The organism is Rubrimonas sp. (genome assembly GCF_036788415.1).
Taxonomy (GTDB): domain Bacteria; phylum Pseudomonadota; class Alphaproteobacteria; order Rhodobacterales; family Rhodobacteraceae; genus Rubrimonas.
In genome coordinates this window covers 22,839-46,649 of the sequence record NZ_DAIQNN010000012.1, presented here as the reverse complement: position 1 = coordinate 46,649, position 23,811 = coordinate 22,839, and the positions used below count along the sequence as shown (strand labels likewise).

The following is a 23,811-nucleotide window of genomic DNA, read 5'->3' as shown; positions in this document are numbered from 1 at the left end:
CTGCTTGGGCGCCCAATACATGGGCGCCCAAGCAGGCGCCGTTCGGAAATCCGCGCAGCGGCGGCGGGGCCGAAAACTCAGGACGAGGCGCTTCGCGTCGCGCCGTCTCGCACAGGGCGGGCGCCGCCGTATCGGAGCTCGTCGGGATGAGGGTGCAGAACTCCAAGGCGCAGAGCTCGCGCGACCGCCTGCGCGAGGGTCTCCGCGCCCAGTTTCGCACGGGCCGTCGCGAGGCGGCGGCGAAGTTGGGCGCAGGTCAACCGCAACTCGCCCGCGATCTCGGCGACGCCACGCCCCGAGGCGATGCCGGCGAGCGCCCGCCGTTCAACATGATCGAGGTCCGGCGCACGGCGCGGCGCGGTCGCAAGACCGAGCAGCGCGTGCGCGCGCTGCTGAAGCGCCGCGGCGATCGTCAGGAAATCGCCGAGGCCCTCGGCGACGACCGCGTCCCACGCGGCCGGCCCGCCGGTCGATATGACCGAGAATGCGGCCTCGCAACTTGGGGCGCCATGCAGCGGCACCGTCAGCCCGTGCAGGCCGACGCCATAAGCGCTCGCCTCGGCGCGGAGTGCGGCGGACCTCGGGGCGGAAAAGTCGAGCTCTCGCCAGTCGAAGGCGGAGAAGCGGCGCGACGCCGTCAGGACCACGGGATCGACATTCTGGAAGCTCAATTCCTCGTAGCGTCTCACCCATTCGGGCTCGACGCAGGCGATCGAAAACCATCCGCGGCGACGGAGCCACATGCCGGCGGCGCCGGGGAGCGTTCCTGCCGCCGGCGCGACGTCGGCGCGATCCGGCGCCCGCATGATGAACGTCGCCTGATCGACGCCCCAGGCGTCGCGCAACCCGCCGAGCGCCTCGCCGATCGCCTCAGGGGTTTCGGCGGCCAGAATGGCGTCGGCGACTGGAAGGACTCGGCGCATGATCGCCGCCTCTGATCTATCCGCCTCATCCCCAAGCACCACAGATACAGAAAATCTTACTAAAGTTCGAAGATTCGATATCGCGTCGCCGCCGCCGACGACTGGGTGCGTCGCACGGGCCGCAAATCCCGAACGCCGCGAGGAGGCCATCGCTGCCCTCGGCGCATCAGGGTTGCGAAAGCCGGATCGCGGGGCCGGCACGCCGACGCTTGCTCGACGCCCTAGCGCCGCTCGACGCGCTCCATTCGAAGGGACTACGACTAAAGTCGTAAACCGGTTGGTAACGCTTGGCGCTGCATCAAGGCGACGGGTGAGGCCGAAAGGCGTTTGGAGCGGAGTGGGATGAGATGGCGCGCGTATTGATCGCCGAAGACGATGCGGATCTGTGCTGGATCTGGTCGGAGACGCTGATGGACGCCGGACACGAGGTTCGGGTGGTCCATGACGGGGACGCCGCCGCGGCGGCGCTCGAAACCGAAACCTTCGACGTGATGATCTGCGACGTCATCATGCCGTTCAACGGCGCCATCGTTCTGGCGGGTCTGGCGCGGCTGTTCCAGCCCCGGATCAAGGTGATCGCGGTCACCGGGTCGATCGCGCTGCGCGACGGCGCCTTCGAGGATGCGGTCGAGTCGGCGGACCGGACGCTGCGCAAGCCGATCGACCTGGAAACTCTCTGCGCCGCAGTGGACGCCCCGGCGCAGGCGCGCGCGGCCTGACGCCGCGAAGACCAAGAGGGGACCGGTCCAGATTTTTTCGACCCTTTTGGACCGGCTCTCTCGCGCGCAGCGCAAAGAGTGAAGAACAATTTAAAATTTTTTGCGCCTTGAGGGATTGAAAGTTGCGCCCTCTCAGGTAACCTCTCCATCTATGCGCCAAGAAGTCGCAGCCCGGCTGCGGGCGATGGCCGGCGCCTTCGCCGCAATGTCGGCTCAGGGAGGACCAATCGATGACCAATACCCTTTCCAGACGCGACCTGCTCGCCGGCGTCGGCGCCGCGGCCGCGCTCACCGCCTTCGGCACCCCTGCGCGCGCCGCCGACTGGACGCCGTCGCGCCCGGTCGAACTCGTGATCATGGCGGGGCAGGGCGGCGGCGCCGACCAGCTCGCGCGGCTGTTCCAGTCGATGATCGACCAGGCCCGCCTGTCGCCGATGCCGATCCTTCCGGTGAACAAGGGCGGCGGCTCGGGCGCGGAAGCGCTGCGCTATCTCAAGGACAAGGCGGGCGATGCGCATGTCGTGATGGCGACGCTCAACAGCTACTACACCACGCCGCTGCAGACCGACATCGGCGTCGACATCGCCGAGTTCACCCCCATCGCCCGGATGGCGCTCGACACCTTCGTGCTCTGGGTCAACGCCGACAGCCCGATCCAGACGCTCGACGATTACGTCGCCGCGGTGAAGGCGGCGGGCGGGTCGTGGAAGATGGGCGGCACCGGGCAGGGCCAGGAGGACAGCCTCGTCACCACGATGCTGAGCCGCGAATTCGGCCTCGACTTCACCTATGTGCCGTTCGGCGGCGGCGGCGAAGTGGCCAAGAACCTCGTCGGCGGCCACGTCGACTCGACGGTCAACAACCCGTCCGAGGCGCTCTCCTTCGCCCAGGCCGGTCGTTTGCGCGCCATCGCCGCGCTGACCGAGGAGCGGATCGCCCCCCTGCCCGACACCCCGACCATGCGCGAACTCGGCCACGATCTGGTCTACAAGATGCAGCGCAGCTTCGTCGGCCCGGCCGGCATGCCGCCCGAAGCGGTCGCCTTCTACACCGACATGTTCCAGAAGCTGCATGCGACCGAGCAGTGGCGTTCCTACACCGAGAAGCAGGCGCTCGAGTCGGAGTTGCTGACGGGCGACGCGCTCCAGGCCTATTTCCTCGCCGAGCGCGACAAGCACGCCACGCTGCTCGACGCGCTGAAATCCTGATCTCGGCCAGGCCCCTTCGGACAGGCGCCTGACGGGCGGGGCGGCGCAGCCGTCCCGCTCGCCATCCTCGTTTCCCACTCGCAAGGAATCCGCCGATGCGCGTCGCGGAGTTCGTCACCGCCCTCGCCCTTATGGCCCTGTCCGCCATGTTCATGGCCTATGGCCTCGCCTTGCCGATCGGATGGGAGGCGAGCTCCGGCCCCGGCGGCGGAGCGTTCCCGTTCTGGCTTTCGGCGGCGATGTTCGCGATCGCGACGGCCATTCTGATCCGCGAATGGCGATCGGACCCGACGTCGCGCTACGCGCGCACGCCCTTCATGCATCCCGAATCGGCGCGCCCCTTCCTGACGGTCGCGCTGAGCACGATCGCGGCGGTGGCGCTCACGACGGTCGCCGGCGTCTATGTGGCGCTGCCGCTCTTCCTGCTGTTCCACCTGCGCGTCTTCGGCAAGATCGGCTGGATAACGACCGCGATCATGGTCCTCGCGACGCCGGTGGTCCTGTTCCTGTTCTTCGAGGCGACCCTGCGCATCATCCTGCCGAAAGGCTTCACCGAGCCGTGGTTCGGGCCGCTCTACCGTCTCGTGTTCTGAGGTCGCGCCGCAATGGAAACTCTGGTCCACCTCGCCGACGGCTTCGCGACCTCGCTGAGCCTGCTCAACATCACGGTGATCGTGCTCGGCGTGACGGCCGGGCTGTTCATCGGCGCCATGCCCGGCCTCGGCTCGGTCAACGGGGTCGCGATCCTGCTGCCGATCACTTTTCTGGTCCCGCCGACTTCGGCGATGATCTTCCTCGCCGCCGTCTATTACGGCGCGATGTATGGCGGCGCGATCAGTTCGATCCTGCTCGGCATTCCAGGCGCCTCGACTGCGGTGGCCACGACCTTCGACGGCCGCCCGATGGCGCAGCAGGGGAAGGCGGGGCTGGCGCTGATCGCCGCCGCGACCGCGTCCTTCGTCGGCGGCACGATCTCGGTGATCTTGTTCACCCTGCTGGCCGAACCGCTCGCCGATTTCGCGCTCGCCTTCGGCCCGGCGGAGGAATTCGCCCTGGTCGTGCTCGCCTTCACGACCTTCGTCGGGCTCGGCGGCGACGACGTGCTCAAGACGCTCGCGATGATCCTGCTCGGGCTGGTGCTGAGCACGGTTGGGCTCGACCTGATCTCGGGGCAGCCGCGGCTGATCTTCTTCGACATGCCCGGTTTCTACAGCGGCATCAGCTTCCTGGTGCTCGCCATCGGCGTCTACGGTCTCGGCGAGGTGCTCTGGACCATCGAGGAGACGCGCGGCGCGCCGAAGGTGACGAACGCGCGCATCGGCTTCCGCGATCTGATCGAGGGATTTCGCGCGCTCCGCCGCACGTGGAAGCTGATGACCTTCAGCTCGGTGCTGGGGTTCTTCGTCGGACTTCTGCCGGCTGCGGGCGCGACGCCGGCGGCGCTGATGGCCTATGGCCTCGCCAAGACCGGCTCCAAGACACCGGAGAAATTCGGCAAGGGGGCCATTGAGGGCGTGGTGGCGCCGGAGACGGCCAACAACGCAGCTTCCACCGGCTCGCTCCTGCCGATGCTCACCCTCGGCATTCCCGGCTCTCCCACCACGGCGCTGCTGCTCGGCGGCATGGTGATCTGGGGGCTCTCGCCGGGGCCGATGCTGTTCATCGAGCAGCCGGATTTCGTCTGGGGGCTGATCTCGAGCCTCTACACCGCCAATGTCTTCGCGGTGATCGTCAACATCGCGCTGATCCCGCTCTTCGTCTATGCGCTGCGCATGCCGTTCGCGGCGCTGTCCGGGGTGGTTATCCTGCTCTGCATCGTCGGCGGCTTCGCGCCGAACCAGAAGATGCATGACGTCTGGCTGATCGTCGCCTTCGGCCTCGCCGGCTACGGGCTGCGCAAGATGGACTATCCGCTGGCGCCGCTGGTGCTGGCGCTGGTGCTCGGACCGCTGTTGGAGAAGGCGTTCCGGCAGGCGCTTATCTCATCGCAGGGCGATCTCGCGACCTTCGTCGAACGTCCGATCTCGGGGGCGCTCATGGGGGCGTCGGCGCTCCTGTTCCTGCTGCCTGCGATCCGTCCGCTGTGGCGGCGCGGCGTCGAGGCGCTGAAGGCGGCGCAGTAGCCGCGGGCGGTCAGCCGCCCGCCTCGTCCAGCACTGCGCGCAGCCGCCCCATCAGGCGCTCGCGCGACGCAGGATCCGGGGCGGCGTCGAGCGCGCGGGCGAGCCGCAGAGTGAAGTCGACATGGTCGTCCGCCCAGTCGCGCCGCAGCCGCGCGGGATCGACCCGCGGCGTCGTCGCCTCGCGCAGCGGCGCATCGTCGGCGCGCAATGCGAAGGCGTCGTCGAGTTCGGGGAGGTGGATCTCGGCGCCGCCGAGCCCCTCGGCTTCCAGCAACGCCTTGAACGCGTGGCGGGCCTCGTCTTCGCCATGGTTGAGGAACAGGCCCGCGCGGATCGGCCGGCGCGCCAGCACCCAGCGCGCAAGCTCGCCCTGATCGGCATGGGCCGAGTAGCCCTGCAGGCTGCGGATGGTCGCGCGCACTTCGACGTCGCGGCCATGGATGCGCACCCGGGGCGCGCCGGACAGGATGCGCTCGCCGAGCGTGCCCGGCGCCTGATAGCCGACGAACAGCACCGTCGCCTCGCCGCGCCAGAGATTGTTGCGCAGATGGTGCTTGATCCGCCCGGCATCCGCCATCCCGCTCGCCGAGATGACGATGGCCCCGCCGGCGATGCGGTTGATCGCCATGCTGTCCTCGACGCTTTCGGTGATCCGGAAGCTCGGATGGCGGAACAGCTCCGCCTCGTCGAGGTCGATGTCGTCGAACTCCCCGGCGTGCCGGGCGAAGACCTCCGTGACGCGGCTCGCGAGCGGGCTGTCGAGAAAGACCGGCCCGTTCGGGATCGCCTTCTGCGCCAGCAACACGCCGATGTCGTGCAACAGCTCCTGGCTGCGCTCGACCGCGAAGGAGGGGATGACCAGATTGCCGCCGCGCGCCATCGCCGCGACGATCTCGGCGCGCAGCGCTTCGCGGCGTTGGGCGACGGTCTGATCCTCGCGCTCGCGGTCGCCATAGGTGCTTTCGCAGACGACGTAGTCGTAACCCTCCGGCGCGTCGGGCGGGGCGTGGAACGCTTTCTCGTCCGGCCCGAGATCGCCCGAGAACAGGAGCCGCAAGGGCCGCGCCCCGCCATCCTCGATGGCCAACTCCACGGACGCCGAGCCGAGCATGTGGCCCGCATTCCAGAACCGCGCCCGCGCCCCGCGCCCGACGTCGAACCACTCCTCCAGCGGATGCGCGCGCCCCAAAGTCAGCGCCGCCTCCGCGTCCTCGCGCGTGTAGATCGGCGCGACCGTCTGCTTGCCCTCGCGCTTGAACCGCGCGTTCAGCCGGCGCACCTCGCCCTCCTGGATCGCGCCGCTGTCGGGCAGCATGAAGCGCAGCAGGTCGAGCGTGGGGGCGGTGGCGTGGACCGGACCGTCGAAGCCCGCCAGCGCAAGTTTCGGGATCAGCCCGCTATGGTCGATATGGGCGTGCGTCAGCAGCAGATGGTCGACTTCAGCGGCGTCGAAGGGAAACGCGGCGTAGTTCAACTCCCGCGTGGTGCGGTTGCCCTGGAACATCCCGCAATCGACCATCAGCCGTCCGCCGGGATGCTCGATCAGCGCGCAGGAGCCCGTCACGGTCCCCGCGCCGCCGCGAAAGATCAGCCTGACCGCCATGCGCGCCTCCCCCTTGCGCCGCGATCCTGACGGAGGCGGCGCGCTGCGGGAAGCGCGCCGCTCAGCCGCCTTTCGCCGCAGCCGCCTCGATGGCGGGGCGCAGGCGCGTCTCGAGATCGCGGCGCTGGATCGGGCCGACATGCTTGAAGACGATGCGGCCCTCGCCGTCGACCACGAAGGTCTCCGGCACGCCGTAGACGCCCCATTCCACGCTCGCCCGGCCCGTACGGTCGACGCCGATGGCGGAATAAGGGTCTCCGAGGTCGCGCAGGAAGGCGGTGGCCTGCTCCGGCGCGTCGCGGTGGTTCATGCCGAGGATGGTCAAGCCTTCGGCCTGCAGCTCCATCAGGATCGGGTGTTCGGCGCGGCACGGCCCGCACCAGCTCGCCCAGACATTGACCAGCTTGACGCCCGGGGCCCTGAGCGCGGCCTCCGTGATCCCCTGCCCGCCCGCGAAGAGCGGCGGCAGTTCGGTGATCGGCGCGGGCTTGTCGATCAGCGCCGAGGGCAGCGCGTCGCGCTGATAACCGAAGAAGTTGGTGGCGATCAGATAGCCGCCGAAAATCCCCGCAAGCCCGAGGAAGATGATCAGCGGCGCGAAGCGGCCCCAGAAGGAGGCGCGATCGGTCGGTGCGGCGTCGTCGCTCATCGCAGCTCTCTCCGAAGGGTCAGCGCGGCCCCATTCGGCGCTTCCCGCGCATGCGCTCTTCCATCTCGTCGAGTTCGCGCCGCGCCCTGCGGTCGGCGCGCAGGCTGAACCAGACGAGCGCGGCCATGATCGCGAAAGTCCCCGCATAGGCGGCGATCACGAACTCCCAATGCGCGCCGGGCTGAAGCATCAGGCGGGCTCTCCGGCGGGCGCTGCGCCTTCCGCAGCGGCGGCGAGTCTCAGCGCTCGGGTGCGGCGCAGCCGGATCTCGGTCCGCGCGCGTTGCAGCAGCAGCGCGATGAAGAACATGTAGAAGCCCGCCACCGTCACGATGAGCGGCCGGTAGAAGACCGGATCGACATTGCTCTCCGCGTCGAGCGACAGCGACGCGCCCTGATGCAGCGTCTGGTCGCCGAAAATCTCGACGGCGTAACGGGCGAACACCGCGAAGACCACGCCGACGAGGCATAGCACGCCGGTCAGGTCCGACGCCTTGTCGGGGTCGTCGATCGCAGCCCAGAGCCCGATATAGCCGAGGTAGAAGAACAGCATGATCAGGATCGACGTCAGCTTGGGGTCCCATTCCCACCAGGTGCCCCAGGTCGGCTGGCCCCAGAGCGCCCCCGTCAGGATCGCGGCGAGCGTGAGGCCGGCGCCGATGGGCGCGGCCGCCTTGGCCACGAGGAACGAGACATGGTGGCGCCGGATGATCCCGATCGCCGACGCCAGCGCCATGATGAAATAGATGTTGATCGCCATCATCGCGGCGGGGACATGGATGTACATGATCCGCACCGTGTCGCCCTGCTGATAGTCGGGCGGGGTGAAGAACAGCCCCCAGACCACGCCGACGAACAGGGCCGCCGCGCCGCCGACGGCCATCACGGGCATCAGCGCGCCGGAAAGGCGCATGAAGTTGGTCGGGTTCGCGAAGCGCCAGATCGACATGCAAGTGATGTAGCCCTGCCGGTTTCGGTCAGCAACGGGAGGTGGGACGCCGGCCTTGCGCGCTGACGTCGCAGCCGCGAGATGCTGCGGGCGGACCGAACTCCCGCGACCGTCGCGTCAGCGACGGCGCCGGTCCTTTACGCGGATCGGGATCGGCTGCGGCGCCGCATCGGGAAACAGCCCGTCGAGCCACTCGGCGATCCTGTCGATCAGTTGCTTCATGACCCCTCTCGGCTCTTCGTCGGGTTGAGGACCGACTGTCAGCTTCATGCGGATGCGTAAGCGATAAGTGAAACGATACGTCGGATTTTCAAGATGTCAAAGCTGCGACAGGCCCCCGGCGCCTCAGTAGATCGCGAAAAATGCGTCGAACGGTCCGAGCGCCGCGCCGGCGCCTTCCAGATGGGCGGAAAATCCGTGGCCCGGGCACGGGCTGACCGGCCCGAAGCCTCCCGTGTCGAACGACGCCGCCCGCCCGCCCAGATTGAAGGCGCAGAGCAGACGTGAGTCGCCCAGGCTGCGGGTGAAGGCGAGGACCGGCTCCTCGGCGTCGTGAAACGCGATGTCGCCCGATTTCAGCTCGGGCCGCTCGCGCCGCCAGGCGAGAAACGCGCGGGCGCGCTCAAGCGGCGAGGCCGGATCGCCTTCCTGAAGCGAGACCGCGCGCGACAGATGGTCGGGGCCGACCGGCAGCCACGGCTCGCCCGCGGTGAAGCCGCCATGCGCCACCGAGGCCGACCACGGCATCGGGGTGCGGCAGCCGTCCCGCCCCCTGAAGTCGGGCCAGAAGCGCACGCCATAGGGGTCGCGGAGCATCTCGTAGGGCACGACCGCCTCGGGCAGCGCCAGCTCCTCGCCCTGATACAGGCAGGGCGTGCCGCGCAGGCTGGCCAGCAGCGCCAGCAGCAGCGGGCCGGCGCGGTCGGCCTCGGCGCCTAGGCCCCAGCGCGTCAGCACCCGCTCGACGTCGTGGTTGGAGAAGGCCCAGGATGGCCAGCCCTCCCCCATCGCCTCCATCCGCTCGACCACCTTGCGCACCTGCGCCGCCGAGAAGGCGCGCCCCAGAAAGTCGAAGCTGTAGGCCATGTGCAGCCGACCCGGCGCCGTGTAGTCGGCGAGCGCGCGATACATGTCGGTCACCGCGCCGATCTCGCCCACCGTCGCCGTGGCTGGATACCGGTCCATCAACGCGCGCAGCCGCTCCATGAAGCCCAGCGTCTCGGGGCGGCTGATGTTGTGGATCGGCTGCTGCATCGCATAGGGGTTCTGCTCGGGAATGCCGTTCACGATCAGCCCGCCCGCCGGAGGATTGTCGCGCAACTCCTTGTCGTGGAAGTACATGTTCGCCGTGTCGAGCCGGAACCCGTCCACCCCGCGCTCCAGCCAGTATCGAGCGACGTCGAGCATCGCCTCCTGCACGTCCGGGTTGTGGAAGTTCAGGTCGGGCTGGCTCGCGAGAAAATTGTGCATGAAATACTGCCGCCTGCGGCTGTCCCATTCCCAGGCGGGGCCGCCGAAGATCGACAGCCAGTTGTTGGGCGGCGTCCCGTCCGGTTTCGGGTCCGCCCAGACATACCAGTCGGCCCGCGCGTTGGACCGGTCGAGCCGGCTCTCCTGAAACCAGGGGTGCTTGTCGGAGGTGTGCGACAGCACGAGGTCGAGCATCACCCGCAGGCCGCGCTGATGCGCCCCCGAGAGCAGCGCGTCGAAATCCTCGATCGTCCCGAAGAGCGGATCGACGTTGCGGTAATCGGACACGTCGTAGCCGTAATCGGCCATCGGCGAGACGAAGAAGGGTGAAATCCAGATCGCATCCACCCCCAGGCTCGCCACATAGTCGAGCCGCGCCGCGATCCCCGCGAGATCGCCGACGCCGTCGCCGTTCATGTCGAGAAAGCTGCGGGGATAGATCTGATAGATCACCCCGCCGCGCCACCAGTCGGCCGCCCCGCCGAGCTGGCGCGGCGCGATGGCGGTTTCGGGGGCGGGCATGACGAACATCGGCGTATCTCCTTCGTCCTCGGCGTCCTTGCGGCGTCAGAGGCGGTCGCGGAGCGCATACCAGGTCATCGCGAGCGCGAGCAGCGCAGGGCGAAACCGGTCCCCGCCGGGGAAGGGGCCGGAAGCCGCCCGCGCCAGCACATCCCAGCGCGCCATCGTCCCCCGCACGGCTTCCGCGGCGATCGCGCCGCCCATCGTCGCCATGTGAACCCCCGCGCCCGACCAGCCGCCGATGGACAGCAGCCGCTTGCCGTCGCGCCAGAACAGCGGCGCGCGGTTGGCCGTCACCGAAAGCGTGCCGCCCCAGGCATGGTCGATCCGCACCCCCTTCAACTGCGGGAAGACGCGTTCGAGCGGTTTGCGCACGAGGGCTTCGATGTCCCTGGGGAACTTGTGCGAATAGGTCTCGCCGCCGCCGAAGAGCAGGCGGCCGTCGGGCGACAGGCGGAAATAGTTCAGCACGAACCAGCTGTCGGCGACGCAGTCGCCGCGGGGCAGCAGCGCATCGGCGCGCGCGCCCAGCGGTTCCGTCGCGACGATGAAATTGTTGATCGGCATCATCCGCGCGGCGACGCGGCGCTCCAGCCGGTCGAGATAGCCGTTGCAGGCGAGGATCACCCAGTCGGCGCGGACCTCGCCCGCATCGGTGCGCGCGACGCCCTCGCCGATCTCGCGCACGACGGAGCGCTCATGCAGCCGCGCGCCGGCCTTCCGCGCCGCATCGGCGAGGCCGAGCGCGTAGTTCAGCGGGTGGAGATGCCCGCCCTCGGGGTCGTCGAGCCCGCCATGATAGAGCGGCGAGGCGACGCGGGCGCGCAAGGACCCGCGGTCGAGCCAGCGCAGGCCTTCATGCCCATAGACCTTCCCGAGATGGTCGGCCTCGCGCCGCATCGCCTCGGCGTGGCCGGGCTTGGCCGCGGCTTCCAGATGGCCGGGGCTGAGATCGCAAGCGATGGCGTGCTCGGCGATCAGGCGTTTGGTCAGGCGCGTCGCCTCGGTCGAGATCTCCCAGATCTTGCGGGCGTCGTCGGGGCCGAGCATCCGCTCATAGACGTCCATGCCGATGCGCGGCCCGTAGGAGAGCTGTCCGCCATTGCGCCCTGAAGCGCCCCAGCCGAGCCGGTGCGCCTCGAGCAGAACCACGTCGCGACCGGCCTGCGCGAGATGGAGCGCCGCGGAGAGCCCCGCATAGCCGCCGCCGATCACGCAAACGTCGGCGCGCGTCTCGCCCGAAAGCGGCCCCGTGGTCGGGGCGGAGTTGGCGGTGGCGCGAAACCAGCTCGGGGCATGGGCGCCGGGCGCGTCGTTGGCCGTGAGGAACTGCATCCGCGCACCCTAGCGGGCCGGGGCCGACAGTTCAAATCCGCGCGACGGCGACGGCATGCGCTAGAGGCGCCGACCGCGCCCCCTCTCGCCCCGCCGCGCCCGCATGGCTATGCTCGCGCCGACTGGAGGAGGCCCCGATGTCCGACCCCGCTGCCCTCGACGCCGCCGACCCGCTGGCAGGTCTCCGCGACGCCTTCCACCTGCCCGAAGGGGTGATCTATCTCGACGGCAACTCTCTGGGTCCACTGCCGAAACGCGCCGCGGCGACCCTGCGCGACGTCGTCGAGCGCGAATGGGGCGAGAGCCTGATCCGGGGCTGGACCGCGCATGGATGGGTCGACCTGCCCGAACGGCTCGGCGACCGGATCGGCCGGCTGATCGGGGCCGCCCCCGGCGCGACGGTCGTCTGCGACTCGACCTCGGTGAACGTCTTCAAGCTGCTCGCGGCGGCGATGCGCCTGCGCCCGGGGCGCGACGTCATCCTGTCCGACGAAGGCAATTTCCCGACCGACCTCTACATCGCCGAGGGGCTGATCGAGCTGATCGGCCGGGGCCGGCTGCGGCGCGTCCCGCGCGAAAGCGTGCTCGAGGCGCTCGACGCGGAGGTGGCCGTGGCGCTGCTGACCCAGGTCGACTACCGCAGCGGGGCGAAACTCGACCTCGCCGCGACGACTGCGCGCGTACATGCGGCGGGCGCGGTCATGCTTTGGGACCTCGCCCATTCCACCGGGGCGTTTCCGGTCGATCTCGCGGAAAGCGGCGCCGAATTCGCCGTAGGCTGCGGCTACAAATATCTCAACGGCGGCCCGGGCGCGCCGGCCTTCCTCTATGTGCGCCCCGATCTGGCGGACGGCCTGCGCCCCGCCCTCTCGGGCTGGTTCGGCCATGCCGCGCCCTTCGCCTTCGACCCGTCCTTCCGCCCGGCGCCGGGGGTCGGACGGTTGCGCGTCGGCACGCCGCCGATCCTGTCGATGCGCGCGCTCGACGCCGCGCTGGACGTGTTCGACATGGTCGACCTCGCCGATCTCGCAGCCAAGTCGCGCGCGCTGTCGGAGCTCTTCATCGCCGAAGTCGAGCGGCGGGTTCCGCCCGGCGAGATCGCGCTCGCCAGCCCGCGCGACCCCGCGCAGCGCGGCTCTCAGGTCTCGTTCCGATGCCCGCATGGCTACGCCGTCGTGCAGGCGCTGATCGCCGAGGGGGTGATCGGCGATTTCCGCGCGCCCGATCTGATGCGCTTCGGCTTCGCGCCCCTCTATCTGCGCTTCGCGGACGTCGCCGACGCCGCCTTCCGCCTCGCCGAAATCCTGCATGAGCGGCGCTGGGACCGGCCCGAGCATCACATCCGCGCTTCCGTGACCTGACCCGCCCGAAAGGCCCCCGATGATCGAGAGAGACGACGCCCTGCGCCCCGTCGACGACGCCGCCCGCGCGCAGGCCAAGCGGATGATCCGCACCGCGCGCTTCGCCGCGCTCGCAACCGCCGCCCCCGGCGACGGCTGGCCTTCGGCGAGCCGGGTGGCGCTGGCGACGCTGATCGAAGGCGCGCCGGTGTTCCTCGCCTCGGGCCTCTCGGTCCACAGCGACGCGCTCGCAGCCGAGCCGCGCTGTTCGCTGCTGATCGGCGAGCCCGGCAAGGGCGACCCGCTCGCCCATCCGCGCCTCACGCTGTTCGCCCGCGCCGAAAAGCTGGCGCGCGAGGCCGACGCCGACGCCCGCCGGCGCTACCTCGCCCGCCACCCCAAGGCGGGGCTCTACGCCGATTTCGGCGATTTCAGCTTCTGGCGCTGCGAGATCGCGCGGGCGGATTTCAACGCGGGCTTCGGCAAGGCCTATGCGCTGGAGGCCGCCGACCTCGCGCCGCGCGTGGACTGGTCGCGGCTGGCGGAGGCCGAAGCCCGCATGGTCGCCCATATGAACGCCGACCACGCCGAGTCGGTCCGCCATTTCGCCCGGATCTGCGGCGGCGAGGACGGGGCGTGGACGCTGACCGGTGTCGACCCGGAAGGCGCGGATCTGGCCTGCGGAGACGCGGTGCGGCGGCTCGAATTCATGACGCCGGTGGCGGACGGAAACGCGCTGCGCGCTGCGCTGGTGGCGCTGGCCCGCCGGGCGGTGTGACCGTCGCGGCGGCGATGTCGCGATTCCTTCTCAATTTCAGCAATTTCTGGCATGATCCCGCCACCGGGCGCGCAATGAAAATCGCCCGGATCGGGAGGACGAAGCATGAGCTTTATCGGCAATCTCTTCGGCGGCGGCGACAAGCCGTCAGAACCCAGGATCGACACCTCCGGCGTCAGGATACACCCGCAGATCGACCGGGGCCTGTGGAAGGCGGCGCCCGGGCACAAGGGCGGCGTGCTGCGCTGCAAATGCAAGACCGATCCGGTCGAGGTCACCCTCACGGCGCAGACCGCCCACAACCACGCCTGCGGCTGCACCAAGTGCTGGAAACCGGAAGGGGCCATCTTCTCCGAGATCGCCGTCGTCCCGCGCGATCACCTGAAGGTGACGAAGAACGCGGACAAGCTCGCCATCGTCGATCCCGCGGCTGCGATCCAGCGCTACGCCTGCACGGGATGCGGCGCGCATATGTACGGGCGGATCGAGAACAAGGAGCATCCGCTGTTCGGGCTGGATTTCGTGCACACCGAACTGGCGGTCGAGCCGGGCTGGTCGCCGCCGGAATTCGCGGCCTTCGTCTCGTCGGTGATCGAGTCGGGGGTCGATCCGTCGCGGATGCCGGCGATCCGCGCCCGGCTGCGCGAGATCGGGCTGGAGCCCTATGATTGCCTGTCGCCGCCGATCATGGATTTGATCGCAACTCATGCCGCGAAGAAGTCGGGCGCGCTGCACTGACGCGACGACGCTCCTGCGCGCCCGTCATCGGGCGCGCAGTATCCTCGGGGCCGCGCCCCTCAGAGGGCCTTCTCAAGCTCCGGCAGCGCCTCGAACAGGTCGGCGACGAGCCCGTAATCCGCGACCTGGAAGATCGGCGCCTCCTCGTCCTTGTTGATCGCGACGATCACCTTGCTGTCCTTCATCCCAGCGAGATGCTGGATCGCGCCGGAGATGCCGACGGCGATGTACAGCTGCGGAGCGACGACCTTGCCGGTCTGGCCGACCTGCCAGTCGTTCGGCGCATATCCCGAATCGACCGCCGCCCGGCTCGCGCCGATCGCGCCGCCGAGCTTGTCGGCGATCGCCTCGATCATCGCGAAGTTCTCCTTGCTTCCCAGCGCGCGACCGCCCGCCACGACGACTTTCGCCGCCGTCAGCTCCGGCCGGTCAGACGCCGCGACGCTGTCCTCGATCCAGTCCGACAGCCCCGCGACCGCCGGCGCCGCGACCGCCTCGATCGGCGCAGGCGCCTGCGCGCCCGAGGGCTCGAAGCTCGTCGTGCGGATCGTCAGCACTTTCTTCGCGTCCGATGAGACGACTTCCTGAAAGGCGTTGCCGGCGTAGATCGGGCGCACGAACGCATCCGGACCCTTCACCTCCGACACGTCGGTCAGCACCATCACGTCGAGCAGCGCGGCGATGCGCGGCGCCACGTTCTTGCCGGTGGTGCTGGCCGGGGCGACGACGTGGTCATAGCCGGAGGCGAGCGCGACGACGAGATCGGCGAGCGGTTCGGCCAGCCCATGCGCCAGCGCCGGCGCTTCCGCCGTCAGCACTTTCGCCACGCCGTCGAGCGCGGCGGCGGCCTGCGCGGCCTCGGCCACGCCCTCGCCCGCCACCAGAACATGGATGTCGCCGCCAAGCGCCTTGGCGGCGGTCAGCGTCTTGGCGACGGCGTCAGCGACGAGGGCCCCGCCATGGGTCTCGGCGATCAGCAGAACGGCCATGTCAGAGCACTCCCGCTTCGGTCTTGAGCTTGTCCACCAGTTCCGCCACCGAGCCGACCTTGACGCCGGCCTTGCGCACCGGAGGCTCGGTCACCTTGACGACCTTGAGCCGGGGCGAGACGTCGACGCCGTAATCGGCGGGCGTCTTGACGTCGAGCGGCTTCTTCTTGGCCTTCATGATGTTGGGAAGCGAGGCGTAGCGCGGCTCGTTAAGCCGCAAATCAACGGTGATCACGCAGGGGGTCTTGACGCGGATCGTCTGGATGCCGCCGTCGACCTCCCGCGACACCTTCGCCCCGTCGCCGTCGATCTCGACTTTCGAGGCGAATGTCGCCTGCGGCCAGCCGAGCAGCGCCGCGAGCATCTGCCCGGTCGCGTTCAGGTCGTTGTCGATCGCCTGCTTGCCCATCAGCACGAGGCCCGGGGCTTCCTCGGCGACGATCTTCGCCAGCAGCTTCGCCACCGCCAGCGGTTCGATGTCCGTCTCGGGCGTCTCGGCGGCCTCGATCAGGATCGCGCGGTCGGCGCCCATGGCCAGCGCCGTGCGCAGCGTCTCCTGCGCCTGCTTCACGCCGATCGAGACGGCGACGATCTCGGTCGCCTTGCCGGCTTCGCGGAGGCGGATCGCCTCCTCGACGGCGACTTCGTCGAACGGGTTCATCGACATCTTGATGTTGGCGAGATCGACGCCGGACTGGTCCGCCTTGACGCGCACCTTCACGTTGTAGTCGATCACGCGCTTGACCGGCACCAGCACTTTCATCTGCGCGTCTCTCCTCCTGCGCGGCGAAGCTCTTGGAACGGAGCAGGCGCCGGCGTTGCGGTCGGCTACGCCGACCCGAATCGACCGCGTCGCGACGCGGCCCCGTTCCTTAGCGCCACTTGGCGCCGCTTGCGAGCCTGACCAGACCGGGCCGGGCATTCACGCGGCGCCGCGATCTTGCGCCGCAGCATGACCGGGCGGCGCTTCGTTGTGCAAATCAACACGCGTGGGCGACGTCATTAATCTTTGACTTGAATCAAATGTGCGTGTGCAGCATTGTCATCTGAGTTTAAGAGTGAACGGGTGCCTCATGGGAAAACTGACGTGGCTTGCTACGCTGGCGGCGCTCGCCGTACCGCTGGCCGCCGAATCGATGGAACTGGGAGTCGAGGATTTCGCAGCTGTCGCGCTCGACGCGCTAACGGTTACGGGGCTCCCGCCTGCTCTGGCCGTTCTTGGCGGAGCGATCTGCGGTTTCGCGATGCTGAGACCCGCCGCCTAACGACGAGCCGCGTCGCCGGATGCCGATCGCCGGCGGCGCGCACAGCTTAGCGGTTGGCTCCGGGCGTCCAGAGAACATCCGCATTCCCCGTGTCGTTGGCGATGCGACCGGCGACGAAGAACCAGTCTGACAGGCGGTTCAGAAAAGTGAGCGCGGCCGCATTGACCGGCTCGGCGGCCGCGAGTTCCACAGTGAGCCGTTCCGCCCGCCGCGCCACCGTGCGGCAGAGATGCAGGTGCGCCGCCAGCGCCGCCCCCCCCGGCAGGATAAAGCTCCGCAGCGGCTGAAGCCTCGCGTTCATCTCGTCGATCTCGCGCTCCAGCCGCTCCGTCTGCGCGGCGACCATGCGCAAGGGCGGATATTCGGCTTCGGCGTCGCGCCCCGCATCGGGAACGCAGAGATCGGCGCCGAGATCGAACAGGTCGTTCTGAATGCGCCCCAGCGCCGCGTCCATCTCGCCCTCCGCATGCAGACGCGCGAGCCCGATGGTCGCGTTGGTCTCGTCGACCGTGCCATAGGCGGAGACGCGCAGCGCGTGCTTGGCGACGCGCGCGCCGTCGCCGAGCGCGGTCTCGCCGGCGTCGCCGGTGCGGGTGTAGATGCGGTTGAGCACGACCATGCGTCAGCCTCCGTTGCGCAGCGCCCAGGCGAGGACGACGATCAGAACCACGGCCGCCGCCTGCAGCGCCACGCGCAGCCGCATCAGCTTGTTCGACCAGCGGCGATTGAACTCGCCGCCCTTTGCGAAGCTCATGAAGCCGAGCAGAAGCACCGCGAGAACCGCGAGGCAGGCGACGACGGTGACATAGGTCAGGGCGCTGGACATGCGCCGGTCTTAATCCGCACGGCGGCGCTTGGCCATGGCCGCGTCGCAATTTTCGCCCCATGGCGCCGCCGCCGATAATCTCCCAGAGTGGCGCAAACGGGAGGGGCTGCGATGATCCTCGGAGCGCAGACGCCCGCGCTGGTGACCGGCGCGGCGAGCGGATTGGGCGAGGCGACGGCGCGGATGCTCGTCGCCGCCGGCGCGCCCGTGGCGCTGCTCGACCGCGACGCCGCGCGCGGCGCGGCGCTCGCGCGCGAGATCGGCGCGTTGTTCGTCGAGACCGACGTGACCTCGGACGACAGCGTCGCCGCCGCCTTCGCCGCAGCCAGGGCGGCCCATGGCGCGGCGCGGATCGCGGTGAACTGCGCCGGCGTTGCGCCTGCGGCGCGAATCGTCGGGCGCGCGGGTCCGCACGACATGGCGCTGTTCGCGCGGGTGCTCGACGTCAACCTGTTCGGCACGATGCGGGTGATGACGCAGGCCGCCGCCGGCATGGCCGGGCTCGCCCCGCTCGACGGCGACGGGGCGCGGGGGGTGATCGTCAACACCGCCTCGATCGCAGCTTACGAGGGGCAGATCGGCCAGGCCGCCTATGCGGCGTCCAAGGGCGGCGTCGCCGCGCTGACGCTGCCCGCGGCGCGCGAGCTCGCCGGGATCGGCGTGCGCGTCGTCGCCATCGCGCCGGGGCTGTTCGGCACGCCGATGGTGCGCGGGCTGCCGCAGGACGCACAGGACAGCCTGTCGGGACAGGTGACATGGCCGCCGCGTCTCGGCGCGCCGTCGGAATACGCAGCCCTCGTCCGCGCAATCGTCGAGAACGGCTATCTCAACGGCGCCGTCCTGCGGCTCGACGGCGCGCTCCGGATGGGCGCGCGCTGACGCGACTAAGGGGACGGCGCTCGGAGAACAGGGCTCAGGGCGCGACTTCCTCGACCCCGACGGCCACCAGATCGAACACCTCGACGAACACCCGATCCCCGGGCTGACGCGCGGCGGCGAACTCGCGCATCTCGGGCGCGACCTCGCGGGTCAGCGTCTCGCCCGCTGGCGTCGTGAAGGTCGCGAGATGCGTCTCGGCGTCGTAGCCGACGACGGTCACCACCGTCGAGATCCCGCTGATCGCCGCGAAGCCGGGCCGCTCGCCCGCAGGCGCGCGCTCCGCGGCGACAGCGGCGGCCGGGACGTCTTCAGGGCGCGCGAGGCGCAGCGAGACGATCTCCTCCACCAGCGCGACCACCGTGTCGCCCGCTTCGAGCTGGGCGAGATTGCGGACTTCGGGGCCAGCGGTGAAGCTCTCCACCGCCCCGTCCTCGAAGCGCAGCAGCACTTCGCGGTTGGTCATGTCGACGCTCTGCACCACGGCGCGGACTTCGCCGCCAGTGGAGCGGACGGCTTCGGTCGGTCCGGCCGTCGCGCATCCGGCGAGGGCGAGGGCGAAGGCTGCTGCGGCGGCGCGGATCATCTGCTGTCCTTTCGGGCGTTGGCGCGCACAGAAAGCGCCAGGCCGCGCCCGACGTCAACCGTCCTCAGCCCTTCGGCGCCTCGACAAGCGCCATCCGCGCGCGCCGCTCGCGCCCGTCGCGCAGATAGTCGAGCTCGGCCTCGCCGCCGACGCCGAGGGCGGCGAGCCGGAAGGCGAACGCCTCCGGCGTGTCCACCGGCTCGCCGTTCAGCCGAAGCACCACGTCGCCGCGGCGCAGCCCGGCGGCGCGCAGCGGGCTCGCCGGATGCAGTTCGGCGACGATCACGCCGGCGGGGCGCGCCATGCCGAGGCTGCGGGCGATGGCCGCGTCCACGCTCTGGCCGCGCATCCCCGCCCAGGGCCGGGGCAACGTGCGCGAACCATCCAGCGCGCTCTCGACGGCCTGCTCCACCAGCTCTGCGGGGATCGCGAAGCCGATGCCGACCGACCCGCCCGAGCGGCTGAGAATCGCCGTGTTCACCCCGATCAGCCGGCCTTGCGCGTCGACCAGCGCGCCGCCCGAATTGCCCGGATTGATCGCCGCGTCGGTCTGGATGAAATAGCCGGAGCCCCTCCGCCCCGCCGTCCGCGCGAGCCCCGAGACGATCCCCGACGTCACCGTCTGGCCGACGCCGTAGGGGTTGCCGATGGCCAGCGCGAGATCGCCGACTTCGAGCGTATCCGAGCCGCGGACCTCGAGGGTCGGCAGGTCGCGCGCGCCGCGCAGGCGCAGCACCGCCAGGTCGCTCGGCGCGTCGGCGAAGATCACCTCGGCGTCGAATTCGCGCCGGTCCGACAGCGCGACCCGCACGGCCACCGCGTTCTCGATCACATGCGCGTTGGTGACCACGACGCCCTCGGCGCGCATGATCACGCCCGAGCCGAGCGAATTCTCCAGCCGCTGCTGCTGCAGCCCGCCGAAATTGCGGAAGAACTGGTCGAAGAACGGGTCGCCCCGGAACGGGCCGACGCGGTCGCGCACCAGCTTGCGGGTGTAGATGTTGACGACGGCCGGGGCGGCGCGCTTGACGACCGGCGCGAAGGAGAGCTGGATTTCGGTCGCGTCGCGCGGCGCGACGCGCGTCTGCGCGCCGAGCGGCGGGGCGAGCAGGGGCGCTAGCGCCAGCCCCAAGGCCAGCGCCCAAGCGAGAGGTGCGGCGAGAGCGGAACGCATCGTCAGTCTCCGTCAGGTGCGGAACGTATCTGGTGACGGCGCCGAACGGGTCAACCGAGGGGCCGCGCTTGACAGCGCCGCCGCCCGCCCCCACCCCTCGGGGCGCGTTCCTCTGGAGGCCCCCGCATGACCGCCCCGCTTTCGCCGCGCCCCGACGTGCTCGACTTCCTGCTGTCGCGCCGCTCCCGCCCCGCGCGCAGCCTCGTCGAGCCGGGGCCGACGCCCGCCGAACTGCATGTGCTGCTGACCGCCGCCGCGCGCGTGCCCGACCACGGCAAGCTCGAACCCTGGCGCTTCGTTGTGATCGCCGGGGCCGCAAGGGCGCGCGTCGCCGACGCCGTGCGCCGCCGCGCCGCCGAACTCGGCCACGACGCGGAGGCGGCGGATAAGGCGGCGAGCGCCTTCATGCAGGGCGCGCTGGCGGTGGCGGTGGTCGCCGCGCCGAAAGCGTCGGAGAAGATCCCCGAGCACGAGCAGGCGCTCTCGGCGGGCGCGGTCTGCCTGTCGTTGCTCAACGCGGCGCTGGCGGCGGGCTGGGGCGCCAATTGGCTGAGCGGCTGGGCCGCGACCGACCAGCCCTTTCTGAGCGCGACGCTCGGACTGCGCGAGCGCGAATGGGTCGCGGGCTTCATCCATCTGGGAAGCGAGACCGCGCCGCCGCCGGACCGCCCCCGCCCCGACGTCGCGGCGCTGACCACCTGGCTGGAGCGTTGAGATGCTGGGAGACCTCGCCCGCGCGCTCGGCGAACTCGGCCACGCGGCGTTCTGGGTCGTCGCGGCCAAGGCGGTCGGGCTGACGCTGGCGCTGCTCGCCGGCGCCTTCGCGCTTGCGGGATGGGCGCTCGGCGTCGGCGAGGGCTTCGCGATCGACCTGCCTTTTCTCGATCCCGTCGAGATAGGCGGCGGGGTCGGCGGCGCGCTGTTCGGCGCGGCGGCGCTGGTCGCGTCGGCCTTTCTGATGTTGCCGGTGGCGGCGCTGTTCATCGGGGTGTTTCTCGACGAGATCGTCGATGCGGTCGAGCGGCGCAGCTACCGCGATCTGCCGCCCGCCCGGCCCGTTCCCCTCGCGACGCAACTCCGCGCGAGCCTCGGTCTGCTCGGGGCGATGGCGCTGGGCAACACTCTGGCGCTTATCGTCTATCTGATCGCCGCGCCGCTCGCGCCCTTCACATTCGTCGCGATCAACGGCTGGCTGTTGGGGCGGGAATATCTCGAGACGGTTGCGCTTCGCCGCATGGACCGGGCGCAGGCGGCTGCGCTGCGGCGGCGCTGGCGGCTGTCGGCTTGGGGGATCGGAGCGGCGATCGCGGCGGCCCTGATCGTTCCGATCGCCAATCTTTTCGCGCCGCTGATCGGCGTGGCGGCGGCGACGCATCTCTACCACCGGGCGACGCGGCTGAAGGCCGCGTGATCCGGCTCCGGGCGACGCAGCCGCGCCGCCCGGTCGCGTCGGTCAGGTGGTCGGGGCCGGCTTGACGATCGGCGCGTCGGCTTCCTTGAAGCCCCCGCACTGCTGGGCGGCGGCGGCGCCGGCGAAAGCCATCAGCGCGGCGGCGAGAATGATGCTCTTCATGTCGCGGTGCTCCCTGAATTTGCAACGACGCGAAAGGTAGCGCGCGCCCCCGCCTCCGGCGAGGGAAAATTTCGTCCGCCTCCCACCGGTCCGAAGGGCTATGCTGCGCACGGCGGACGGCGATGCACTCCAGCTTAGGATTTGAACTGCGAGGATCGCTCCGATACCCTCGGATCGCCTGAGATCCGGACAGCGAAAAAAGGTGCGAAGATGCGGCTTTGGCGGCTTCTTTCGGTCGGATTGACGTTTTTGGCGCTGATCTCGGCGACGTCGACGCCCGTCGCCCGCGCGGATGAGGCCGCGGCGCTCGGCGCGGCGCTCGATCTGGCCGATTCGGTGGACCCTGCGGCGGCGCAGGCGGCGGCGCGCCTGCGCGACCCGGTCGCGCGCGACCTGACGCGATGGCGCGCGCTGACGCGGGGCGAGGCGAGCTTCGCCGAAGCCGCCGCCTTCCTCGCCGCCCGCCCCGACTGGCCGCGCGCCGACGCGATCCGGCGCGAGTCGGAACGCGCGATGCCGCCCACGACCTCCGCCGCCGCGCTGCGCGCCTTCTTCGGCGCGGCGCCGCCGCAAACCGGCTCGGGCGCGCTCGCGCTGGCGCAGGCGGTCGGCGGCGCGCAGGGCCAGGAGATCCTCGCAGCCGCCTGGACGACGCTGCCGCTGACCCAGGCCGAGCGCGAGACGTTTCAGGCGCGCCACCCGGAATTGACCCGGCGCCTCGCGACGGCCCGGCTCGACGAGATGCTCTGGCGCGGCGAGACGGAGCAGGCGCGCGCGATCATGCCGTTCGTCGGCGCGGACTGGCGGGCGCTCGCAGAGGCGCGGCTGGCGCTGCGGGCGCGCGCCAACGGCGTCGACGCGCTGATCGCGCGGGTTCCCGCCGCGCTGTCGAACGACGCCGGCCTCGCCTATGAGCGCTTCCTCTGGCGCATCGGGGCGGACCGCGACCCCGAGGCGGAGCAGTTGCTCCAGCAGCGCACCGGCTCGGCCGCGGCGCTCGGGCGGCCCGAGTTGTGGGCCGCGCGTCGCGAGAGGCTCGCCCGCGCGGCGCTGCGCTCGGGGCGCGTCGCCGAGGCCTATCGGCTGGCGAGCCTCCATCAGCTCTCGGACGGCGCGCGCTTCGCCGAGCTGGAATGGCTTTCCGGCTGGATCGCGCTCCGGGGCCTGCGCGACCCGAAGCGCGCCGCGGCGCATTTCGACGCGCATCGCCGCGCCGTCTCGACGCCGATCAGCCTCGGGCGCGCCGGCTACTGGCTGGGGCGCGCGCATGAGGAGATGGGCGACGCGTCGGCGGCGCGGCGCTGGTTCGAGGCCGGCGCCGAGCACGCGACGAGCTTCTACGGCCAGCTCGCCGCCGAGAAGATCGGCCGCGACATCGGCCAGGCGCTCTCCGACGAGGCGCCGCTGCCCGCCCCCGACCCGCTGCTGCGCCGCAACGACCTCGCGCGCGCCGCCGAGCTGTTGCAGCGCGCCGGCCACACCCAGCGCGCGCGGCTGTTCCTGCTGCACGCCGCTGACATCGCCGGGGACCGCGAGACTTTCGCGCAGCTCGGCGCGCTGGCGCTGCGGATGGGCCGGCCCGAACTCGCCATCCGCATCGGCAAGACCGCTGCGGCGAAGGGGCATGTGATCCTGCCGCTCTACTATCCCCTGCATGACAGCCTCGCCCGGGTCGACCGCGTCGAGCCCGCGCTCGCCAAGGCGATCGCCCGCACCGAGAGCGAGCTGAACCCCGAGGCGGTCAGCTCCGCCGGCGCGCGCGGGCTCATGCAGCTGATGCCGGCGACCGCGCAGGCGACCGCCCGCAGCCTCGGCCTGAGCTACGACCGCGACCGGCTGACCACGGACCCGGCCTACAACGCAAGGCTCGGCTCGGCCTATCTGGCCGAGATGCTCGACCGGTTCGGCGGCGCGAAGATCATGGCGACGGCGGCCTACAACGCCGGCCCGCAGCGCGTCGACGCCTGGATCGCGCAGTTCGGCGATCCGCGCGAGGGCGGCGTCGACGCGGTCGACTGGATCGAGAGCATTCCCTTTCGCGAGACCCGCAATTACGTTCAGCGCGTGATGGAGAGTCTGCATGTCTACCGCGCGCGGCTGGGCGGCGCGGAGGCGCTGGCCGGCGGCGGCTTCGCGGCGTCCCTGACGCGCCGCGCCGGCTGACGC

The 23,811-nt window shown here is 70.5% G+C and carries 25 protein-coding genes; 12 read left to right on the top strand and 13 right to left on the bottom strand.

What is annotated here, in order from left to right; translation table 11 throughout:
• Positions 1-77 precede the first annotated feature (77 nt).
• Positions 78-923 carry a helix-turn-helix transcriptional regulator gene (locus tag V7Q31_RS05310; protein ID WP_333832640.1) on the bottom strand — a complete coding sequence of 282 codons (846 nt, stop codon included), beginning with the start codon at positions 921-923 and terminating at the stop codon, positions 78-80.
• A gap of 347 nt (positions 924-1,270) precedes the next feature.
• On the opposite strand from V7Q31_RS05310, the gene V7Q31_RS05305 reads away from it, so the two are divergent.
• The 4 genes from V7Q31_RS05305 (at position 1,271) to V7Q31_RS05290 (ending at position 4,973) form a co-directional block, all read left to right on the top strand.
• Positions 1,271-1,642, top strand: coding sequence for a response regulator (locus V7Q31_RS05305; RefSeq protein WP_333832639.1), 372 nt, complete (start codon positions 1,271-1,273; stop codon positions 1,640-1,642).
• A gap of 230 nt (positions 1,643-1,872) precedes the next feature.
• Positions 1,873-2,850, top strand: coding sequence for a Bug family tripartite tricarboxylate transporter substrate binding protein (locus V7Q31_RS05300; protein ID WP_333832638.1), 978 nt, complete (start codon positions 1,873-1,875; stop codon positions 2,848-2,850).
• A gap of 95 nt (positions 2,851-2,945) precedes the next feature.
• Positions 2,946-3,443 carry a tripartite tricarboxylate transporter TctB family protein gene (locus V7Q31_RS05295; RefSeq protein ID WP_333832637.1) on the top strand — a complete coding sequence of 166 codons (498 nt, stop codon included), beginning with the start codon at positions 2,946-2,948 and terminating at the stop codon, positions 3,441-3,443.
• A gap of 12 nt (positions 3,444-3,455) precedes the next feature.
• Positions 3,456-4,973: a tripartite tricarboxylate transporter permease gene (locus tag V7Q31_RS05290; RefSeq protein WP_333832636.1), complete on the top strand. Its 1,518-nt coding sequence runs from the start codon at positions 3,456-3,458 to the stop codon at positions 4,971-4,973.
• Positions 4,974-4,983: 10 nt separating this feature from the next.
• On the opposite strand, the gene V7Q31_RS05285 is transcribed toward V7Q31_RS05290, so the two are convergent.
• The 6 genes from V7Q31_RS05285 to V7Q31_RS05260 form a co-directional block, all read right to left on the bottom strand.
• A complete protein-coding gene (locus V7Q31_RS05285) occupies positions 4,984-6,576 on the bottom strand; it encodes an MBL fold metallo-hydrolase (protein ID WP_333832635.1) in 1,593 nt (530 codons plus the stop codon).
• A gap of 61 nt (positions 6,577-6,637) precedes the next feature.
• Positions 6,638-7,225, bottom strand: coding sequence for a DsbE family thiol:disulfide interchange protein (locus tag V7Q31_RS05280; RefSeq protein WP_333832634.1), 588 nt, complete (start codon positions 7,223-7,225; stop codon positions 6,638-6,640).
• 19 nt (positions 7,226-7,244) lie between these two features.
• Positions 7,245-7,415, bottom strand: coding sequence for a heme exporter protein CcmD (ccmD, locus tag V7Q31_RS05275; protein ID WP_333832633.1), 171 nt, complete (start codon positions 7,413-7,415; stop codon positions 7,245-7,247).
• Positions 7,415-8,173 (bottom strand): heme ABC transporter permease, encoded by a 759-nt coding sequence (locus V7Q31_RS05270; RefSeq protein ID WP_333832632.1) that lies wholly within the window; start codon positions 8,171-8,173, stop codon positions 7,415-7,417. Before V7Q31_RS05270 ends, ccmD begins: the two co-directional genes overlap by 1 nt.
• A gap of 345 nt (positions 8,174-8,518) precedes the next feature.
• Complete coding sequence (locus V7Q31_RS05265) at positions 8,519-10,174, bottom strand: alpha-glucosidase (RefSeq protein ID WP_442976362.1); 1,656 nt, start codon at positions 10,172-10,174, stop codon at positions 8,519-8,521.
• Between the two features lie 36 nt (positions 10,175-10,210).
• Positions 10,211-11,500: an NAD(P)/FAD-dependent oxidoreductase gene (locus V7Q31_RS05260; RefSeq protein WP_333832631.1), complete on the bottom strand. Its 1,290-nt coding sequence runs from the start codon at positions 11,498-11,500 to the stop codon at positions 10,211-10,213.
• Positions 11,501-11,637: 137 nt separating this feature from the next.
• Here V7Q31_RS05260 and kynU point away from each other — a divergent pair, with 137 nt between their 5' ends.
• From kynU to gfa, 3 genes are all read left to right on the top strand, one after another.
• On the top strand, positions 11,638-12,861 hold the full coding sequence (gene kynU / locus V7Q31_RS05255; RefSeq protein ID WP_333832630.1) for a kynureninase: 1,224 nt from the start codon (positions 11,638-11,640) through the stop codon (positions 12,859-12,861).
• Positions 12,862-12,880: 19 nt separating this feature from the next.
• Positions 12,881-13,618, top strand: coding sequence for a HugZ family pyridoxamine 5'-phosphate oxidase (locus V7Q31_RS05250; RefSeq protein ID WP_333832629.1), 738 nt, complete (start codon positions 12,881-12,883; stop codon positions 13,616-13,618).
• 105 nt (positions 13,619-13,723) lie between these two features.
• Complete coding sequence (gene gfa / locus V7Q31_RS05245; RefSeq protein ID WP_333832628.1) at positions 13,724-14,356, top strand: S-(hydroxymethyl)glutathione synthase; 633 nt, start codon at positions 13,724-13,726, stop codon at positions 14,354-14,356.
• 59 nt (positions 14,357-14,415) lie between these two features.
• On the opposite strand, the gene V7Q31_RS05240 is transcribed toward gfa, so the two are convergent.
• Together V7Q31_RS05240 and V7Q31_RS05235 are read right to left on the bottom strand one after the other, a co-directional pair.
• A complete protein-coding gene (locus tag V7Q31_RS05240; RefSeq protein ID WP_333832627.1) occupies positions 14,416-15,345 on the bottom strand; it encodes an electron transfer flavoprotein subunit alpha/FixB family protein in 930 nt (309 codons plus the stop codon).
• Between the two features lies 1 nt (position 15,346).
• A complete protein-coding gene (locus tag V7Q31_RS05235) occupies positions 15,347-16,108 on the bottom strand; it encodes an electron transfer flavoprotein subunit beta/FixA family protein (protein WP_333832626.1) in 762 nt (253 codons plus the stop codon).
• A gap of 310 nt (positions 16,109-16,418) precedes the next feature.
• On the opposite strand from V7Q31_RS05235, the gene V7Q31_RS05230 reads away from it, so the two are divergent.
• Positions 16,419-16,610, top strand: coding sequence for a hypothetical protein (locus V7Q31_RS05230; protein ID WP_333832625.1), 192 nt, complete (start codon positions 16,419-16,421; stop codon positions 16,608-16,610).
• Positions 16,611-16,656: 46 nt separating this feature from the next.
• Here the strand turns inward: V7Q31_RS05230 and V7Q31_RS05225 are convergent, their stop codons facing one another.
• Both V7Q31_RS05225 and V7Q31_RS05220 read right to left on the bottom strand, forming a co-directional pair.
• Positions 16,657-17,229 carry a cob(I)yrinic acid a,c-diamide adenosyltransferase gene (locus tag V7Q31_RS05225; RefSeq protein ID WP_333832624.1) on the bottom strand — a complete coding sequence of 191 codons (573 nt, stop codon included), beginning with the start codon at positions 17,227-17,229 and terminating at the stop codon, positions 16,657-16,659.
• Between the two features lie 3 nt (positions 17,230-17,232).
• On the bottom strand, positions 17,233-17,436 hold the full coding sequence (locus tag V7Q31_RS05220) for a twin transmembrane helix small protein (protein WP_333832623.1): 204 nt from the start codon (positions 17,434-17,436) through the stop codon (positions 17,233-17,235).
• Positions 17,437-17,547: 111 nt separating this feature from the next.
• Here V7Q31_RS05220 and V7Q31_RS05215 point away from each other — a divergent pair, with 111 nt between their 5' ends.
• Positions 17,548-18,315, top strand: coding sequence for an SDR family NAD(P)-dependent oxidoreductase (locus V7Q31_RS05215; protein WP_333832622.1), 768 nt, complete (start codon positions 17,548-17,550; stop codon positions 18,313-18,315).
• 34 nt (positions 18,316-18,349) lie between these two features.
• On the opposite strand, the gene V7Q31_RS05210 is transcribed toward V7Q31_RS05215, so the two are convergent.
• Positions 18,350-18,898 carry a hypothetical protein gene (locus tag V7Q31_RS05210; protein WP_333832621.1) on the bottom strand — a complete coding sequence of 183 codons (549 nt, stop codon included), beginning with the start codon at positions 18,896-18,898 and terminating at the stop codon, positions 18,350-18,352.
• 64 nt (positions 18,899-18,962) lie between these two features.
• The gene (locus tag V7Q31_RS05205; protein WP_333832620.1) at positions 18,963-20,072 is read right to left on the bottom strand and encodes a trypsin-like peptidase domain-containing protein; all 1,110 of its coding nucleotides are present in this window, start codon (positions 20,070-20,072) and stop codon (positions 18,963-18,965) included.
• Between the two features lie 126 nt (positions 20,073-20,198).
• Between V7Q31_RS05205 and V7Q31_RS05200 the strand changes: the two genes are divergently transcribed.
• From V7Q31_RS05200 to V7Q31_RS05190, 3 genes are all read left to right on the top strand, one after another.
• Positions 20,199-20,786, top strand: coding sequence for a nitroreductase family protein (locus tag V7Q31_RS05200; RefSeq protein ID WP_333832619.1), 588 nt, complete (start codon positions 20,199-20,201; stop codon positions 20,784-20,786).
• A gap of 1 nt (position 20,787) precedes the next feature.
• A complete protein-coding gene (locus V7Q31_RS05195; RefSeq protein ID WP_333832618.1) occupies positions 20,788-21,483 on the top strand; it encodes an EI24 domain-containing protein in 696 nt (231 codons plus the stop codon).
• Between the two features lie 411 nt (positions 21,484-21,894).
• Positions 21,895-23,808: a lytic transglycosylase domain-containing protein gene (locus V7Q31_RS05190; RefSeq protein WP_333832617.1), complete on the top strand. Its 1,914-nt coding sequence runs from the start codon at positions 21,895-21,897 to the stop codon at positions 23,806-23,808.
• Positions 23,809-23,811: the final 3 nt, after the last annotated feature.

Coding starts and splice junctions, on each gene's coding strand:
- V7Q31_RS05220 (WP_333832623.1), bottom strand. CDS start 17,436: ATGTCCAGCGCCCTGACCTATGTCACCGTCGTCGCCTGCCTCGCGGTT.
- V7Q31_RS05265 (WP_442976362.1), bottom strand. CDS start 10,174: ATGTTCGTCATGCCCGCCCCCGAAACCGCCATCGCGCCGCGCCAGCTC.
- gfa (WP_333832628.1), top strand. CDS start 13,724: ATGAGCTTTATCGGCAATCTCTTCGGCGGCGGCGACAAGCCGTCAGAA.
- ccmD (WP_333832633.1), bottom strand. CDS start 7,415: ATGCTTCAGCCCGGCGCGCATTGGGAGTTCGTGATCGCCGCCTATGCG.
- kynU (WP_333832630.1), top strand. CDS start 11,638: ATGTCCGACCCCGCTGCCCTCGACGCCGCCGACCCGCTGGCAGGTCTC.
- V7Q31_RS05290 (WP_333832636.1), top strand. CDS start 3,456: ATGGAAACTCTGGTCCACCTCGCCGACGGCTTCGCGACCTCGCTGAGC.
- V7Q31_RS05295 (WP_333832637.1), top strand. CDS start 2,946: ATGCGCGTCGCGGAGTTCGTCACCGCCCTCGCCCTTATGGCCCTGTCC.
- V7Q31_RS05270 (WP_333832632.1), bottom strand. CDS start 8,173: ATGTCGATCTGGCGCTTCGCGAACCCGACCAACTTCATGCGCCTTTCC.
- V7Q31_RS05310 (WP_333832640.1), bottom strand. CDS start 923: ATGCGCCGAGTCCTTCCAGTCGCCGACGCCATTCTGGCCGCCGAAACC.
- V7Q31_RS05280 (WP_333832634.1), bottom strand. CDS start 7,225: ATGAGCGACGACGCCGCACCGACCGATCGCGCCTCCTTCTGGGGCCGC.
- V7Q31_RS05260 (WP_333832631.1), bottom strand. CDS start 11,500: ATGCAGTTCCTCACGGCCAACGACGCGCCCGGCGCCCATGCCCCGAGC.
- V7Q31_RS05305 (WP_333832639.1), top strand. CDS start 1,271: ATGGCGCGCGTATTGATCGCCGAAGACGATGCGGATCTGTGCTGGATC.
- V7Q31_RS05225 (WP_333832624.1), bottom strand. CDS start 17,229: ATGGTCGTGCTCAACCGCATCTACACCCGCACCGGCGACGCCGGCGAG.
- V7Q31_RS05230 (WP_333832625.1), top strand. CDS start 16,419: ATGGGAAAACTGACGTGGCTTGCTACGCTGGCGGCGCTCGCCGTACCG.
- V7Q31_RS05195 (WP_333832618.1), top strand. CDS start 20,788: ATGCTGGGAGACCTCGCCCGCGCGCTCGGCGAACTCGGCCACGCGGCG.
- V7Q31_RS05200 (WP_333832619.1), top strand. CDS start 20,199: ATGACCGCCCCGCTTTCGCCGCGCCCCGACGTGCTCGACTTCCTGCTG.
- V7Q31_RS05235 (WP_333832626.1), bottom strand. CDS start 16,108: ATGAAAGTGCTGGTGCCGGTCAAGCGCGTGATCGACTACAACGTGAAG.
- V7Q31_RS05240 (WP_333832627.1), bottom strand. CDS start 15,345: ATGGCCGTTCTGCTGATCGCCGAGACCCATGGCGGGGCCCTCGTCGCT.
- V7Q31_RS05215 (WP_333832622.1), top strand. CDS start 17,548: ATGATCCTCGGAGCGCAGACGCCCGCGCTGGTGACCGGCGCGGCGAGC.
- V7Q31_RS05205 (WP_333832620.1), bottom strand. CDS start 20,072: ATGCGTTCCGCTCTCGCCGCACCTCTCGCTTGGGCGCTGGCCTTGGGG.
- V7Q31_RS05250 (WP_333832629.1), top strand. CDS start 12,881: ATGATCGAGAGAGACGACGCCCTGCGCCCCGTCGACGACGCCGCCCGC.
- V7Q31_RS05285 (WP_333832635.1), bottom strand. CDS start 6,576: ATGGCGGTCAGGCTGATCTTTCGCGGCGGCGCGGGGACCGTGACGGGC.
- V7Q31_RS05300 (WP_333832638.1), top strand. CDS start 1,873: ATGACCAATACCCTTTCCAGACGCGACCTGCTCGCCGGCGTCGGCGCC.
- V7Q31_RS05210 (WP_333832621.1), bottom strand. CDS start 18,898: ATGATCCGCGCCGCCGCAGCAGCCTTCGCCCTCGCCCTCGCCGGATGC.